This is a genomic window from Thermosporothrix hazakensis, from assembly GCF_003253565.1.
GTDB lineage: Bacteria > Chloroflexota > Ktedonobacteria > Ktedonobacterales > Ktedonobacteraceae > Thermosporothrix > Thermosporothrix hazakensis.
In genome coordinates, this window is sequence record NZ_QKUF01000007.1 from 225,409 (window position 1) to 240,460 (window position 15,052).

16 protein-coding genes are annotated in these 15,052 nt (G+C 52.5%); 11 read left to right on the forward strand and 5 right to left on the reverse strand.

Annotation, left to right across the window (positions count from 1 at the left end; all coding sequences use genetic code 11):
- Positions 1-25 precede the first annotated feature (25 nt).
- The 5 genes from EI42_RS12925 to EI42_RS12945 form a co-directional block, all read right to left on the reverse strand.
- Positions 26-835: a hypothetical protein gene (locus EI42_RS12925; protein ID WP_111322524.1), complete on the reverse strand. Its 810-nt coding sequence runs from the start codon at positions 833-835 to the stop codon at positions 26-28.
- A gap of 71 nt (positions 836-906) precedes the next feature.
- Positions 907-1,893, reverse strand: a complete 987-nt coding sequence (locus EI42_RS12930; protein WP_111322526.1) for a GAF domain-containing protein — start codon at positions 1,891-1,893, stop codon at positions 907-909.
- 174 nt (positions 1,894-2,067) lie between these two features.
- Positions 2,068-2,940 carry a class I SAM-dependent methyltransferase gene (locus EI42_RS12935; protein WP_111322528.1) on the reverse strand — a complete coding sequence of 291 codons (873 nt, stop codon included), beginning with the start codon at positions 2,938-2,940 and terminating at the stop codon, positions 2,068-2,070.
- Positions 2,941-3,154: 214 nt separating this feature from the next.
- The gene (fabG, locus tag EI42_RS12940; RefSeq protein WP_111322530.1) at positions 3,155-3,922 is read right to left on the reverse strand and encodes a 3-oxoacyl-[acyl-carrier-protein] reductase; all 768 of its coding nucleotides are present in this window, start codon (positions 3,920-3,922) and stop codon (positions 3,155-3,157) included.
- A 197-nt stretch (positions 3,923-4,119) separates the two neighbouring features.
- A complete protein-coding gene (locus tag EI42_RS12945) occupies positions 4,120-5,484 on the reverse strand; it encodes a pentapeptide repeat-containing protein (protein WP_174843919.1) in 1,365 nt (454 codons plus the stop codon).
- 488 nt (positions 5,485-5,972) lie between these two features.
- Between EI42_RS12945 and EI42_RS12950 the strand changes: the two genes are divergently transcribed.
- The 11 genes from EI42_RS12950 (at position 5,973) to EI42_RS13000 (ending at position 15,040) form a co-directional block, all read left to right on the forward strand.
- Positions 5,973-6,320 carry a gamma-butyrobetaine hydroxylase family protein gene (locus EI42_RS12950; protein WP_111322532.1) on the forward strand — a complete coding sequence of 116 codons (348 nt, stop codon included), beginning with the start codon at positions 5,973-5,975 and terminating at the stop codon, positions 6,318-6,320.
- A gap of 152 nt (positions 6,321-6,472) precedes the next feature.
- Positions 6,473-6,628, forward strand: a complete 156-nt coding sequence (locus tag EI42_RS32500; protein ID WP_170142585.1) for a hypothetical protein — start codon at positions 6,473-6,475, stop codon at positions 6,626-6,628.
- Between the two features lie 321 nt (positions 6,629-6,949).
- Entirely contained in the window at positions 6,950-7,615 is a 666-nt protein-coding gene (locus tag EI42_RS12955) for an iron-containing redox enzyme family protein (RefSeq protein ID WP_170142586.1), read from the forward strand.
- 2 nt (positions 7,616-7,617) lie between these two features.
- Positions 7,618-8,343: an endonuclease III domain-containing protein gene (locus tag EI42_RS12960; protein WP_111322536.1), complete on the forward strand. Its 726-nt coding sequence runs from the start codon at positions 7,618-7,620 to the stop codon at positions 8,341-8,343.
- Positions 8,344-8,471: 128 nt separating this feature from the next.
- The gene (locus EI42_RS12965; protein ID WP_111322538.1) at positions 8,472-9,095 is read left to right on the forward strand and encodes a cyclodeaminase/cyclohydrolase family protein; all 624 of its coding nucleotides are present in this window, start codon (positions 8,472-8,474) and stop codon (positions 9,093-9,095) included.
- A gap of 4 nt (positions 9,096-9,099) precedes the next feature.
- Positions 9,100-9,993 carry a bifunctional 5,10-methylenetetrahydrofolate dehydrogenase/5,10-methenyltetrahydrofolate cyclohydrolase gene (locus EI42_RS12970; protein ID WP_111322540.1) on the forward strand — a complete coding sequence of 298 codons (894 nt, stop codon included), beginning with the start codon at positions 9,100-9,102 and terminating at the stop codon, positions 9,991-9,993.
- Positions 9,994-10,442: 449 nt separating this feature from the next.
- Positions 10,443-10,940, forward strand: coding sequence for an NUDIX domain-containing protein (locus EI42_RS12980; protein WP_111322667.1), 498 nt, complete (start codon positions 10,443-10,445; stop codon positions 10,938-10,940).
- Between the two features lie 281 nt (positions 10,941-11,221).
- Positions 11,222-12,580, forward strand: a complete 1,359-nt coding sequence (gene hemA, locus EI42_RS12985) for a glutamyl-tRNA reductase (RefSeq protein ID WP_111322544.1) — start codon at positions 11,222-11,224, stop codon at positions 12,578-12,580.
- Positions 12,525-13,454 (forward strand): hydroxymethylbilane synthase, encoded by a 930-nt coding sequence (gene hemC, locus EI42_RS12990; protein ID WP_170142587.1) that lies wholly within the window; start codon positions 12,525-12,527, stop codon positions 13,452-13,454. Before hemA ends, hemC begins: the two co-directional genes overlap by 56 nt.
- 1 nt (position 13,455) lies before the next feature.
- Complete coding sequence (locus EI42_RS12995) at positions 13,456-14,304, forward strand: uroporphyrinogen-III synthase (RefSeq protein ID WP_111322548.1); 849 nt, start codon at positions 13,456-13,458, stop codon at positions 14,302-14,304.
- On the forward strand, positions 14,276-15,040 hold the full coding sequence (locus EI42_RS13000) for a chlorite dismutase family protein (RefSeq protein WP_111322550.1): 765 nt from the start codon (positions 14,276-14,278) through the stop codon (positions 15,038-15,040). The genes EI42_RS12995 and EI42_RS13000 overlap by 29 nt, the downstream gene beginning before the upstream one ends.
- Positions 15,041-15,052: the final 12 nt, after the last annotated feature.

A 15,052-nucleotide genomic window follows, 5' to 3' on the forward strand; every position in this document is an offset into this window, starting at 1 on the left:
AACCGCTTGCCGCCTCTTTTTTGTGCTAGAGGGGATCGATACGGATAACATCTAGCTCAAGCCATTGCTGTTCGCAGGCGACGCTCCCGAAGCGCAGGACGCCACGAGGTGTTGCTATCGCATATTGATTGTCATGCCAGGCAACGAAACCGAGGGGCCGCTTTGGCGGATTGGAGGCTCGCAAGACCTGTTTCCCGTCGACGAGGAAGAGCGCTTCCTGTGCGTGCCACTCGAGGGTATAGGTGTGCCAGGCTGTTATATCGACATCAAGGAGTGCTTCCTGTGCACCGCTTAGCCGTTGAAGCCAGCGTGAGGCCGGGCGCTCGTTTCCTGTCAGGAGACCCCAACCGGTGGCCAGTGCGGTGGGGAGGGTTGCCAGCAGCGTTCCCGGGCGCATACTGTGTATAACCTGAGCCTTCCAGCCCCAGCCAGGGATGCCGGGCACGAGCGCCATGTTTGAGGGGGGAGAGGCGTAGAAGAACCATACCGACTCTGGAAGCATCAGAATATCTCCACGAACTGAGAAGGGGTAGTTCCAGAAGCCGAAACCTGCTGTTCCACGCAGGATATGCGGGCTATCCTCGGTACTGGTGCGCGTTGCCGCTGGATGCGAGGCGCGAGCTGTTACCTCCATCCGCAGAGGCGGACGCCAGGGAAACTGCGCGCGTGTCAGGGTACCGTAATCATCAATCTGGGCATCCGCGTATTCTCCCCGGGCGATTTTCGGGATTATCATGCGCAGGATAGACTGAGATACGGAGAGTGTTCCCGGCCCCAGACAGGTTTGAGTCCAGCGAGGGTCGAGCGTTTCGTGAAAATCATCAAATACCGCCACAGCAGACCTTCCCCTTGTGCTGTTGTAGGTTTCGTGTTTGTCCTCAGTGTAGACCCTGGATATGTGCTCTGTCAATGCGCTTCTGGTGCGTCCTGTTTGGGTGTTAGTAGCTCTTCCTCCAGGTGTTGCCAGACAAACAGGTCGCTTTGTACATTGTCATGAACGGTCTGTTGAACGTCACGGAAGATCTGGCTGAAACGAGAAAAGGATTGTTTTTGTTTCTCCTGTGGGGGCATGGTATGGAGCATGATTTCCTCGTCCGAATAGAAATCTGATGGTTCGAGGGCAAGGGCCATCAGGTCGGCGTATTTCTGAAGCAGGGAGCCACGATTGTAGGCCGAGAAATAATCGACTTGCCGACTGAGAGCAGAGAGGACACCTGCAATTTTCCCTGCATAGAGAATCGGGTAGATGGCGCAACTGCGTTCATTCTTGGTGACCACCTGTGGCATAATGGTGTTCTCTTCCTGAAGATCGGCAACAATCTGCGGGTGGAACATAGTGACGACATGTCCGGCCAGCGACTCCGCGCCGAGAAACATGCCATCGGGCTCTAGATTCTCCTTCCAGGGATGAGTTCCCATTCCGAGACATTCGCGCAGGCTGCGTACCTTTTTATGAGGCCCAGAGGGTGGCATACAACGGATCAGCCAGAGCGCCAGGCCCTGACGGTGTGGGTCAAGTTGTGAAAGCGCCTGACGCAAGATTAGATCGCAGGTGGACCAGTAGCGCAAAGGTCGAGGCGTGGTGGCTCGCGTCAACAGAACCTGAGCATAGAACTCCGGTGGGATATCTTGAGGAGTTTCATCATCCAGCGGATTAACAAATTCTCCAAGCCCTTTTTCTTCTCGCAATGCCGCAATCATCATCTCACGATATTCCTGGGAAAGTAGACCGACGAGTGAGCGCAACTTGGGAGGGCGTGGTGTTGATTCGCCGTTGATCCAGCGGCTCATAGTGATGTTGGAAATAGAAAGGGCCTGAATAAGGCGCTGTTTTTCTTTACTGTCTTCGACTATTTTTCGTAATATGTCCCGCCAGTTTTGTACTTCTTCCATAGATCTTGTTTCCCTATGTGATATAGTACAGCTTCTATTATGCCATATTAGCATGCATATATACATAAGTCAACAGATACTGCCTCGCAAAAAAGGAGAGGGGATGAGGACAGCGTTGTCCTCTCATGCCTCTCTCTGAAGAAGATATGCTTTTTTGACCCCGGGAATGGATGGTCAGGAACCTTTTACACCAACGATTTGCAGCCATGTGCGAGGAACCTCGGTCAGTCCCAGTTCATTTCCGGCCTCGTAGACAGCATATTCCAACGCTTTTGCAGCCTGGGCGAGCGGAATACCGGGAAGCGCGCCCTCAATGAAGAGCCAGTATTGGCCGAGATCTTTCCAGGCATCAAGCGAGATATCGACTGTCTTCTGCTCTGTTTCAACCTCAGCGAAGCCGCTATCCTGGAAATGGGAGATATAATCTTCACGTGTCAGCCATTGCATGGCGGTTGCCTTGCCGTTTTTGGAGAGACGCGATTCGGGGTGTTGCTTGCGTAGCCAGCCTACTGCGCGGCGGGTCCAGGTGCGATAGAAGCGCTCGGAGCCTGGAACATAGGTTCCCTCATAGAAGGCACTGTTGCAGGCAAAAATGCCCTGAGGGCCGAGGATAGAGGAGACTTTCTGAATAGTCGTTCGCTTGTCGGGAATAAGATGAATGGCATTGCAGAAAAAGGCCATATCCGCATGCTGGATAATGTCGGGTAGATCCTCTGCATCGCCCTGAATAAATTGGGTCTTGACGTCCAGGTTCATTTCATCCTGGCTTTTCTGTGCTCTGCGTAGAGCTTCGGCTGATGGGTCAACCCCGATCAGTTGAAGTTGCGAGAGGCGGCCAAGTCGCTGCATTTCCTCAATGATGAGACGTGAGATAGCACCGGTGCCACAGGCGATATCAACAATCGTAATATTTTTATCCTGAGGATATGAGGCCAGCTTTGCCAGTGCCTGTTTGACCAATGCTCGGTTTACTTCGGTATAGAATGGATGGGCCGCGAACGGCTCAAACGTAAATTTATTTGTCTCTTCTGTCTCAATGAGACTCATGCGCGTAGCCTCCTTTACCTTTGTAAGTTGTTCATCGTTGAAAGGTTAGAGAGCGATTCCGCCGAAATTGTTTCAGAGAAAAAGGCAAAGGTGCGCCTCTGCTTGGGGTGATCGGAGAAAATAAATTTTCAGGTCTGGAGCGTTCTTACGAAAATGCTCCAGACCTGTTGCCTGCGGCTCTCTATTATAGAAATTATACCTTTTAAGATAGCGCTTAGATGTGCATTGACATTCCGCCATCAACACTCAAGATCTGCCCGGTAATATAGCTGGCCTGTGGCAGGCAAAGGAAGCAGACTGCTACTGCTATTTCGTCAGCTGAGCCGAAACGTTTTAAGGGGATCGCGTCAATCATCGCCTGCTGTTGTTGCTCGTTCAGCTTGGATGAAAGTTCTGTGGGTACATATCCGGGAGCGACAGCATTTACCGTAATATTTCGGCTTGCCATTTCGCGGGCTGTGCTCAGGGTCAGGGCAATCATTCCAGCTTTAGAGGCGGCATAGTTCGCTTGCCCGGCCTGGCCGAGGAGACCAGAAACAGAGCTGATATTCACGATACGGCCCCAACGTGCCTTCATCATGCCCCGCAGTGCTGCCCGGGTGCAGAGGAACGCAGAGCGCAGGTTTGTGTCAATGACTTGCTCGAAATCGGCCAGAGACATCTGTAAGACGAGCTTATCATTGGTGGTACCTGCATTGTTTACAAGGATGGCAATAGGACCGAGTTCTTTCTGTGCCGTATTAAAGAGACGAAGAACATCCTCTTCCTGGCTGACATCTGCCTGTACGGTAATACAACGGCGTCCGAGTGCTTCAATGCTGGCCTTTGTTTCCTCTGCGGCCTGTGCCTTGCTGCGATAGTTCACGACGATATCTGCACCGGCTTTTGCTAGGTGAAGCGCTGTTGCACGTCCAATGCCCTGACCGCTTCCTGTTACCAGGGCGATTTTTCCTGCAAGTGGTAGTTCTTGTTCATTTCCCATGCTAGTTTATCCTCTGGTTTTTTTTATGTTGTCCTGGTATTGCAGGGGTAACTTAAACAAGTGTAACATTAAACCGCACTGACTTCCATCCCTTTTCCTTGAAAAGAGAAAGAGGGCGCAGGACTTTTCTTTGTCCTTTGCGCTCTCTTGTATTGTGGTCAGAGGAGATTTGCATTCCTTGAAGTGTGTCGGGAGCGTTATGCCTTGCTCTTTTTAGCGGTGTTGCGCTCTTTGGTTTCCCCGGGCGTGTTGACAAAGACAGCCTGACGCTGCTCCTCAGAGAGGTTGGCCTTTTCAAGATCGAGCAGGCTGCTATCAGAAAGGAGTGGCGACAGCGCCGACTCTGTATCCCCCGGGGTCTCGTCATATTCGGTGAGATCGGGAAGCAGGTCGTTCTGCAAGGGTGAAAGCTGTTTCACGATGGGAGCCTGTTCGGTGCTTTTCGGCTCGGGCTCTGTTGCTTGCTGCTGCTCTTCTGGCTCAACGGCTGCGGGCAGGCCTGTAATAGGATCAAGTGGAGTAGCGGCGTTCAGAAGCGCTTCAAGCTCTTTGACAATATCAAAGTTTTCGGCATCCTCTGCGGATTGTGCTTCGTTGCGATCTTCTGAGGATGAGGGTGCTGGGGTTGGCTCCGGGGCAGACTTTTTCTGCTCTTCTTTCGTAACGGACTGTCCGAGGTCAGAAGAGGGAAGTGCTGATTGCGGGATTGGTGTATTGAGCGCGGGCGTTTTCTGTGAAGGCGTGACACTGGTCAGCTTCTGGGAAGGACGAACAGCTTTGATCCCGGTGAGGGTGGTGCCGTTCTCCTCATCCTCATCCAGCAGTTCTGAAAGCGTATGCTCGTCATAAATAGCGCTCTGAAGCTGTTCCCGCGACAGATTACGTGCCTGGAGCAGGTTTGCCCCGCGCAGGTCGGCCTTATACAGATCGGTGGTCAAGAAGTTCGCTTTCACCAGCTTTGCACCACGGAGATCCGCATAGGTCAGGTTGGCCCCGGAAAGGTCTGCGCCAGAAAGGTCCGCGTTTTCAAGCCGTGCACATGAGAGGTCGGCCATAAAGAATTTTGTTTCGGTAAGCTTCGTATCTCGTAGATCGCAATGCCCAAGATAGCGCGAACTGAGGTCTCTTTGAGAGAGGTTCGCACCGCGCAGGGCGATAGGCGGTATGCGTGGTTCAGGCTTTTCTGTGCGGGCTGTATCCTTCACAGGAAGTGGCACATCCTCGATACGAGGAATGCGTCCCATTTCATATTCTGCTCGGGCCTGGGTGATTGCCTTTTCAAATCTGGCCTGTAGCTGTTTTTTCGTTACCTCGTTCTCTTTTTGTTGCAGGTGCCACTCTTCCTGTATACGCTGTGTACGCGTCAGGACGGTTCGCTCAAGCTCTGCAAAAAGCTGCTGATGCTTTTCCTGCCATTGCTGGATACGAGCCTCTTGTGCATTTTTCCAACTTTGCTGTTGTGCCTGAATATTATCCGCTGTCCGTTGGAAGAGCTTGTATGCAGCGGCAAGAACCACAAGGTTCACTACGAGAACGATTCCCCCAACTATCACCATTTCCATGCTATCGCTCCATTTTTGCTTACTAAAGGATGTACTTTCTTCAGGATTTCTGTCATTTTGTGCTAGTTCTTCATATTGGTTATTGAGCTGTTCTGGCTACCGCCCTCGTGAAAGAGAGATGGGTTACGGGGCGACGTTGGAAAATAGTATATCATTCTGTGTCATTATTCTGTATATCATCTCGCTGCCAGTTTTTCAGGATTCCTGTCTCACGATGGCCTCCATCTGGCGCTCTCCTGTGTGTTTTCCCTCCTCTTCATGAGCAACAGAGCACTGGCGCTCAACATGCTTTCAGACCTTCTCTCTTTCTGGTCGGCGGTCAACAATGTGCAGGCAAACCAGCGTACCGAATTGATTGGATAAAGCGGGCATACGATGCGAAAAAACTAAAACCATATTATAATAAACCTGTCTGAAATACCGAATGGGGAATCCCTTTTCGGTACTATTGGTATACGTTGAAAAATCCGCGAAGGGATAAAGAATATATGATGCAGTACGATCATCCTGTCCCGACCTCTTTTCTGCTTGACGAGGAACACCGCTCGTTGATCCTGACATGGAGTGATGAGCATGAAAGTATCCATAGCTGGGAGAAGTTGCGCTGGGCCTGTCCATGCGCCTGGTGTGCCGGTGAGGGTGGACAGCCGGGAATGCTTCAGAGTCGCCAGAGTTTGAGTGAGGAAGAGACTACGCTGGTTAATCTGGAGCCAGTGGGACGCTATGGGCTGACTCCGGTTTGGGCTGATGGGCACCGCACAGGGATCTTTACCTACGAGAAGTTGCGGTCGATGTGCGAATGTGACGAATGTCAGAAGAAGACGGCCAAAAAGTAGCGCTTCGTTATGAGTGCCTGTGCCAATGCGTTTTACAATCACAGACCCGGTATATATCTCTTGAGGGAGAATGCCCGGCGTTTCTCCCTTTGTAAAGAGGAAGCATTGTTGTACTGAAATAGAGAATCATTCGCATCTATTGGAGGGAAACTGTGGCAACGCAAGGAAAGCCAACTCCACCAAACAATCTGGCTTCGCGCAGGCGATCTTTTTCTGCTACCGGCTTACTGATCCGTCTTCTTATAGCGCTGGTGATCGGTGGTATTTTTGCTCTTGTGCTCTTTGGTTCGGCGGCGGTCTCTCATTAGTAGAGGGAGCAATGAACGAATGTCGGATAGACAGGAGTTTTGGTTCCGCTGTTGGAGCCATTGTATCCGTCAATAAGTGTATCGACAGGAGGCATCTATTCCTGTCGATGCGCTTGCCAGGTGGAAGGGCGGTGTAAGGTGTACCTCTTCCTTTTTTCTCTCCATATGCAGTCCTATCAGGCTAAAGGGATGACAGGAAACCGCTTCTGTGGCATACAATGATACTCAGGGATTGTGAAGCCCTGTTTTGAGAAAAAGAGACCAGACAATCCACGCTACTTGTGGCGTTTCCAGTGGTGTGAAAGGAGTGAAATAGAGAACGTGGGTTTTGCGGATACGTTTGTCACGGAGGATATTCAGCAGTTACGGCGTCGTTTGCTTTTCCATCCCCTCTGGCAACAGATAGAGGATGGCACGCTTGACGTAGAGCGGCTGCGGCTTTTCGCGCTTCAAGATTGGTGGCTTGTGCGGGAGGCCTATCGTCTCGATGCGCTGGCGATTGCCTCAGCCCCCGATTTAGAGCTTCAGGAGATGTTGATTCAGAAGCTTCTGCCTAAAGTTGGTGGTTATACCCTGTTGCTGCGGTTTGGCGAAGCAATCGGGCTCACGCGCAAGGATTTTGAGCAGGTTGAGCCTCTGGCTGGCTGTATGGCATTGACCAATTTCTTCTACTGGATGCTTGCCTATGGCTCAGCCGCTGAGAAGCTAGCGGCGGTGAGCGCGAGTGAGGATATCTTTGTCCAGATTTGTGCTCGAATTGGTCCTGCTTTGATGCGCCACTATGGTTTGACGGCGGATGATGTCGCATTCTTTACGGTGCATGATGAGATCGGGAAGCAGGTCACGCCGATTGATGATGTCCTGCTCGGTCGTTTCAAGACGCCAGAGGAGCGGCGTGAAGTGGTACGAGCTGTACGCCTCAGTCATGAATATGAATTGATGTTCTACGATACCGTGCTTGCAACGCCGGTCACGCAGAAAGGGTAGCAATGGACGTAAAAGAGACGGCCTGGCTGCATTTAGAGCGTGTGTATGACATTCTACTTGCCACCTACGGTGAACCGCCCTGGCGACCCGATATGGATCCGTTAGGAGGGCTAATCGGCACGATTCTTTCACAGCATACCTCGGATATCAATTCAGGGCGTGCCTATCGCCAACTGGTCGAGAAGTTTCCGACCTGGGAACAGGTGCGTGACGCTCCAACCTATGAGGTTGCTGACGCAATACGATGTGGTGGCCTGGCGAATGTGAAAGCGCCTCGCATTCAAAATGCCCTGCATACAATCGGGGAATGGCAGGAGGCAAAAGGGGGAACGAAGCCGCTGTCTGTGTTTCTGCGGGATGAGCTGTTACAGCAACCGTATGAGGATGCCTGGCGGTATTTGCAGAAAATTCCCGGGGTTGGCCCTAAAACAGCAGCCTGTGTTATGCTGTTTAATCTGGGATTGCCTCTGATGCCGGTGGACACGCATCTACATCGCCTGACACGACGGCTCGGCTTTATTGGGCCAAAGGTAAGCGCCAATCAGGCACACCTTATTTTCTTAAAAGTGTTGCCGCCTGAATGGGCGCATACCTTTCATGTTGATCTGATCCAGCATGGTCGCACGATTTGTCATGCCCAGCGGCCAAAGTGCTCTTCGTGCCCGCTCTATGCCGAATGCGCTCACGTCGGAAGTGTCGAGCCTCAGGATACGATCTTGCAGGCATAAGGGAAGCACCTGTTTCAGTCATCCGGCGGAGCTCGACGTGCACTTTGATGCAGTGCTAGAATATTCCTCTGGGAGCTGGTTTCCCGGGCTTGTGTTCTTTTTGATTCTGATTTCAGGAAGTAGAGTGAATGTACCTGGATAAACCTTTACATACGTACCTTGACGATCTGGCGTCCGGTCAGCCGACGCCGGGCGGCGGTTCTACGGCGGCGTTAAATGGAGCAATGGGAGCCGGATTGGTCTGTATGGTCGCCCGTTTGACGCTTGGAAAAAAAGCATATCTGGATGTTCAGCAAGAGATAGAAGCGCTTATTCAGCAGGCAGAGGCGCTGCGCTCTCGCTTTCAAAATCTGATACAGGCAGATATTGAGGCGTATGGTCATCTTTCTGCCAGCTTTAAACTCCCGAAAGAGACTGCCGAGGAAAAGGCCGCTCGCTCTCGGGCTATTCAGGAGCGGCTCGCTGAGGCTGCACAGGTTCCCCTTGATGTGGTTGAAAGCGCCGCAACCCTGATGTTGTATTGTTTACGCATTGCCGAGATTGGCAATAAGAATGTCTTAAGCGATGTCGCGACCGCTGCCGCTCTGGCAAGCTGTGCAGGAACCGGGGGTTCCTACATGGTGAAAATCAATCTGGACTCATTGAAAGATGCGACTCTGGTGCATCAATTGTCGGACCGGCTTCAACATGCACTGGAACGGATTGCAACAGGCAATCAACAGGTATTGAAAGTAATAGGGGAGAGAGCATAGTTAGATGACTGCAACAACAATTGATGGACGCGCTTTGGGGAAGGAAATCCGGGCCGAGTTACGAGAGGATGTGCAGCGTTTTGTAGAGGTCAAGGGACGGGCTCCGGGACTGGTGATTGTGCGTGTAGAAGGTGACCCCGCTTCCGGTGTCTACAGTAAGGCTATTTTGCGCATTGCAAAGGATCTCGGGGTTGAGGCCCGCCTGGAATTGTTGCCCGCCGATATTTCAGCGGATGAATTACACGCGGCACTGGTGCGCTTGAATCAGGATGTCACGGTGCATGGTGTGATTGTACAGATGCCCTTGCCCGCTCATCTCTCACAGAAGATGGTTGCGGAGACGCTCGCAGCAGAAAAGGACATCGATGGGATCAGCCCTTTGAATACCGGAAACCTCTTCCTGGGCTTCCCGAGTTTTGTGCCTTCTACTGCTGCTGCGGTGATGGAGATTCTTGAGCGCACCAAAACGCCCTTGCAGGGAAAGCGTGTTGTGGTCATTGGGCGCAGTAATGTTGTGGGTAAGCCGCTTTCGTTGCTCCTCTTACAGAAGAACGCCACTGTTACCGTCTGTCATTCGCGAACGACCAATCTGGTTGAGCTCACGCGTGAGGCTGATGTGCTGATTGCGGCTGTGGGTCGGCCAAATATGGTAACAGCAGAGATGGTGAAACCCGGAGCAACCGTCATCGACGTGGGTATTAATGCGCTGCCCGAAGGAGGCATTGTCGGTGACGTAGATTTCGCTTCGGTGGCCGAGGTTGCTGGTGCGGTGACGCCGACTCCCGGAGGTGTTGGCCCACTGACTAATGTGCTGCTCTTAAAACAGTGTATTGAGGCCGCATGGAGACAGATCGGCGGACGACCCAGACCCGCTGAACAGGTTTCGCAATCATCGTAGGATGAGCAAGGGATCAGGCAGAATATGGCTTCTGGCTGCTCCCTTTTTTATTGCCAGGGCTTTTATCGATCAATGACCTCACCTGGAGGAGGGGCTTGTGTCTGGACTCCATTGCAGCTCAGAGAACCGTCGCAGGTGCTCTGCTTTGGCTTCCTTGTCCGGCACATCAGGGACAAGTGACAACTGCTCCATTCTCGCTCGGCAGGACCGGGCGAGAAGCATTCTCCTTTGACGCGTGTGCCAGCTTATGCGCGATCGGCTTCTGCTGCATAGGTTGATTGTACTGCTGAGAAGAGCGTGTCAAGTATTTTGAAGAGATTTGTATTGTTTGAGAAGATGCATCTGCTGTTCTCTCTTTGGCTTGCTTGAGCTGCCATTGCAGCAGGCCCATGCCTCCCCGGCTTGAAAGTCGTGGGCTTCCTGGGCTGCTTCTTGTGAAGGAGGAAACCATGACCTCTCTACTGGTTCGACTCTGGCGCCGGCTTAAAATTGGTCCACTTCAATGGTATCTTCTCTGGTTGACGCATTCCACTTTTCTGATAGGTGTTTCTGGCGTGATTCTCAATGAGCAGGAGCAGGTGTTGCTGCTGCGTCATCGTTTCTGGAAGCCTGGTTCCTGGGGACTGCCCGGAGGCTATATGGAAGCAGGTGAGGCACTGGATGAGGCATTGATTCGTGAACTGAAGGAAGAGACCGGTTACACTATTGCCGTGGAGCGCCTGTTGAGGATGGTGAGCGGCTACAAGCTCCGTGTTGAGGTGACGTTTCTCGCTCGGCTGGTCGGCGGTGAGTTGCATCTTGATTCACGCGAAGTGTTAGAAGCTCGTTTTTTCGCTCCTGATGAGCTGCCGGCTGGACTGTTGCGTTCGCATCGGCATTTAATCGAGCAGGTAGTACAGGACCCGCAAGCCGGGCCATTTTTGGCACGTTCGAGATCAGTACAATAAATATGAGAGATGTTGAATTGTTCACTTCTTTTTTGCTACAAAGAGAAGGGGAAACGTATTTCCTGAAGAGAGCATATTCTGGCGGGAATACTGCTCACGTTTATGCCGTTTGATTCTGTAATTCGCGATTTGTCAGGGGTTTTATGCCGAAATGAAGGGCACCGGAGAAAATATACGGTTTTTACCTGATAGTATTCCAGCCTTCGGACCTTGACGAATGGCAAAAAATCGCTAAAATCTCTATAGACGATTGAAATTTTTATAAGATTTACGAGGTTTCAATGCAGATTCTTGTAGTCGGCGTCGATCATACTACCGCCTCGATCTCTTTACGGGAACGTCTCTCTTGTTCGTCTCGGCAGATTGCCCAGGTACTGCATAGTGCGCGTCAGGTGTTTCGAGAATGTGTGCTACTCTCAACCTGCAATCGGGTTGAGCTTTATGCTGTAAGTGACGATGCTGAGCGCGATCGTCCTGCCCTGTTGCGCATTCTTGCTGAACAACGTCAGGTGCCTCTGGAAGAACTGGAAGCGCATGCCTTTGTGTTTACAGGCAGAGAAGCGGCTTCTCATCTCTTTGCGGTAACCTGTGGGCTGCATTCATTGGTCCCGGGAGAGCCGCAGATTCAGGGTCAAGTAGTGGATGCACTTGAGGTTGCTCAGGGGGGAGGATTTTCGGGGCCAGTGCTCTCCGCTCTTTTTCGTGCGGCCATTACAACGGGCAAGCGGGCTCGTAGTGAAACGGGGATCAGCCGAAATGCTGCCTCGATCAGTCATGTGGCCGTGCAACTTGCGCGTCATTTATTCCCCGCTTTGACGGATGCTTCAGTCCTGCTGGTCGGTTCGGGTCAGATGAGTGAATTAGCTGCTCGTAACCTGTATGATAATGGCGCTCGTCGCCTGGTGATTGTCAATCGCACATTTGAGCGCGCTATTGACCTTGTCCAATCCCTGAATGCCTCGCACCGTTCTTTTGATGAGCTTGAAGAGGCGCTGGTTGAAGCGGATGTTGTGATCAGCTCTACTCGGGCTCCCCACGCTTTGATTACTCGGGACCTCATGCAACGGGTAATGCAGCGGCGAAACGGGCGTTCTCTTTTGTTGATTGATATCGCGCTCCCAAGAGATATAGAGCCTGATGTTGCCTCGCTCCCTGATGTGTATCTCTATAATCTGGATGACCTGCATATGGAGGTCGAGCGAGGAATCCGCTTGCGCCTGCAAGAGGTTGAGCATGTCAAGGCGATTGTGGCGGAAGAGACGCAACAATTTGAGCGCTGGTTGGCCTCTCTCAGCGTTGTGGATACTATCAGCGATCTGCGCGGTCTGGTCGATCAGGTGCGGCGGCTGGAACTGGAACGCACCTTACGGCAGCTTCCCTCTCTTTCAGAGCGCGAGATTGCTGCTGTCCAGGAACTCACGCATAGGCTGGTGAATAAATTCTTGCATATGCCCACTCGTCGTTTAAAGGACGCTGCGGCTGATGGACAGGGGCATGTCTACGCTGAAGCGATGCGCTATTTATTTGCTCTGGAACAGGAAGATGAAAAGCATAACAATAGGAACGCGAGCAAGCAAGCTCGCAATGATACAGACCAACTGGATCATCGAGCGGCTTCGTCACCATTGGCCCACTCTTGAGATCAGGGTACAGCAGATTCATACCACGGGTGATAAAGTCACGCACTTACCGCTGACTCGTATTGGTGGCGATGGTGTTTTTGTGACCGAGATTGAACGTGCTCTGCGAGCGGGTGAAATTGATCTCGCTGTTCATAGCCTGAAGGATCTTCCGACTGCGCAGCCGGAGGGTTTGCGGGTGGTTGTAACGGGCCCGCGTGAAGATGTGCGCGATGTTCTGATCTCACGGGAACCCTTTGCCTTGAAAGATGGTCGATTGCAGGGAGGGAAAGAGCGTCCGCGCATTGGTACCTGTAGTCTGCGGCGTACTGCTCAGATTCTGCATCTATGCCCTGAGGCTGAGATAGTACCGCTCCGGGGCAATGTTGATACGCGCCTGCGGAAGCTTGAGGCGGGCGCGTATGACGCGATTCTACTGGCTTCTGCCGGGCTGCATCGTTTGCAGGCCCATCAAGCCCTGGCTGAAAAGCTTCTCTATCTGCCGGTCGAGACGCTGGTTCCGGCTCCGGGACAGGGAGCACTTGGCCTGGAAATTCGCGATGAACCCGCCTGGTGTGACATACTTCGCCCGCTACAGGATATGACTGTTCAGGCGACGACGACCGCTGAGCGCATGTTTATGCGTCATTTGGGCGCAGGTTGTTATCTTCCCGTGGCGGCGCACGCGCTGCTCCAGAATGAGCAAATGACACTCTCTGGTCTGGTGACCAGCCTGGATGGGCGCAAGCGGATCACGGTGCAGGCGGCGCTTCCCTGGACAACGCAATCTACGATAGAGCGGGCTGAGCAACTTGGCATTCAGGTTGCTCAGCTGGCGCTGAAACAGGGTGCAGGCGAGATCATCGCCGAGGTGCAAATGGAAAGGGAGAGGTAGCATGGCTGAGATTGAAGGAAAGCGTATTCTGGTCACGCGGACGCGGGAACAGGCGTCGGTATTGTGCGAGCAACTTCGCTCGTTGGGCGCTTTTCCCATTGAGCTTCCAACGATCACGATTGTACCACCTGATGATTGGAGTGAGCTTGATACGGCGCTCCTCGGGCTGTATGAGCGCTATGATTGGGTGATCTTCACCAGTGCGAATGGCGTGAAGATCTGTATGGAGCGCTTGCGTTCCCGCGGATACGATCCGACTCGGATCAAAGCTCGGGTCGCGACTATCGGTCCGGCAACAGCGGCAGCGCTCCAGACCTATGGCGTGACTGCGAACCTTGTTCCGTCAACCTTTATTGCCGAGGGGGTAGCGGCGGCTCTCCGAGAGGATGCGCAACGGAAGGGACACTCTCTCGCTGGGCAGCGCATTTTGCTGGCACGTGCTGCCGAGGCTCGTGAGGTATTGATCACCGAGCTTCGTGAGGCCGGCGCCATTGTCGATGTGGTTGCGGCCTATTTTACGGTCCCTGTAACCGGAAATGCTGCGGAAAGTCAGGCTGTATTTCAGATGCTGCAAACACGGCAGCTTGACCTTTTAACCTTTACCAGTTCGTCAACCGTCCGAAATTTTGTACACTGGCTCAATACCTGTACCGCCCAGGGATTACAGCAGCCAGATCTCTCGCAAGTCGCGATTGCATGTATTGGACCGATTACGGCTCAGACAGCGCGTGAACTTGGCCTGCATGTGACGATTGAGGCGCAGGAGTTCACGATACCCGGTCTGGTCGAGGCAATACTTCACTATTATGAGGATGCAAAAAATGACAGAGCAGACAACCCTATCAAATAACGATATGACCAATACAGAGACAGCTCCCGAGGCAGCGAAACCCAAAGCGAAGCAGCCTCGGCAGCTTGTCCGCTTTACTTTCTACAAACTGGATCCGCAGTGGTTGCGCTTGCCCGCTGATGTGCGCGAGCAAGGACGACAGGAGTTGCTGCGCATTTACGAAGAATATAGTCAGAAAGCGCTGATTCGCAGCTATGGCCTGTATGGCGTTCGTTCAGACTGTGATTTTATGCTCTGGACTGCGACCTATGATGTAGAGGATCTGCGCTGGTTGAGTAGCCAGATTCGACGCAGCCCGATGGGACCCTACCTGCATGAGGCGCAAGCGTTTCTGGCAATGACCAAGCGTTCTGTCTATGTCGGGAAACATGTTCGGGGCTCGCATGATCCACGGCTAGTTGTGACGCCTCGTGATGATAAATACCTGTTTGTGTACCCCTTTATCAAAACGCGCCCCTGGTATAAGCTCTCGCTTGAGGAGCGCAAACGCATGATGAATGAGCATATTCGGATGGGAGTCAAGTATCCGAATATTACCATTAACACAACCTACTCCTTTGGCATTGACGATCAGGAGTTTGTGGTTGCCTTTGAGTCGGATAGTATCGCGGACTTTCTGGATCTCGTGCAGGAGATGCGCGAATCGGAGGCCAGTCAGTATACCTTGCGTGATACGCCGATGTTCCTGTGCATCAATGAGTCTCTCCCCGAGATTCTCGATGCAATCGGGGCCTGAGAGAAGAAGAGG

Bases quoted from the DNA above. Each gene is read 5' to 3' on its own strand.
- EI42_RS12930 (WP_111322526.1), bottom strand. From the start codon at position 1,893: ATGGAAGAAGTACAAAACTGGCGGGACATATTACGAAAAATAGTCGAA.
- EI42_RS12935 (WP_111322528.1), bottom strand. From the start codon at position 2,940: ATGAGTCTCATTGAGACAGAAGAGACAAATAAATTTACGTTTGAGCCG.
- fabG (WP_111322530.1), bottom strand. From the start codon at position 3,922: ATGGGAAATGAACAAGAACTACCACTTGCAGGAAAAATCGCCCTGGTA.
- EI42_RS12945 (WP_174843919.1), bottom strand. From the start codon at position 5,484: ATGGAAATGGTGATAGTTGGGGGAATCGTTCTCGTAGTGAACCTTGTG.
- EI42_RS12950 (WP_111322532.1), top strand. From the start codon at position 5,973: ATGATGCAGTACGATCATCCTGTCCCGACCTCTTTTCTGCTTGACGAG.
- EI42_RS12960 (WP_111322536.1), top strand. From the start codon at position 7,618: ATGGACGTAAAAGAGACGGCCTGGCTGCATTTAGAGCGTGTGTATGAC.
- EI42_RS12965 (WP_111322538.1), top strand. From the start codon at position 8,472: ATGTACCTGGATAAACCTTTACATACGTACCTTGACGATCTGGCGTCC.
- EI42_RS12970 (WP_111322540.1), top strand. From the start codon at position 9,100: ATGACTGCAACAACAATTGATGGACGCGCTTTGGGGAAGGAAATCCGG.
- EI42_RS12980 (WP_111322667.1), top strand. From the start codon at position 10,443: ATGACCTCTCTACTGGTTCGACTCTGGCGCCGGCTTAAAATTGGTCCA.
- hemA (WP_111322544.1), top strand. From the start codon at position 11,222: ATGCAGATTCTTGTAGTCGGCGTCGATCATACTACCGCCTCGATCTCT.
- hemC (WP_170142587.1), top strand. From the start codon at position 12,525: ATGATACAGACCAACTGGATCATCGAGCGGCTTCGTCACCATTGGCCC.
- EI42_RS12995 (WP_111322548.1), top strand. From the start codon at position 13,456: ATGGCTGAGATTGAAGGAAAGCGTATTCTGGTCACGCGGACGCGGGAA.
- EI42_RS13000 (WP_111322550.1), top strand. From the start codon at position 14,276: ATGACAGAGCAGACAACCCTATCAAATAACGATATGACCAATACAGAG.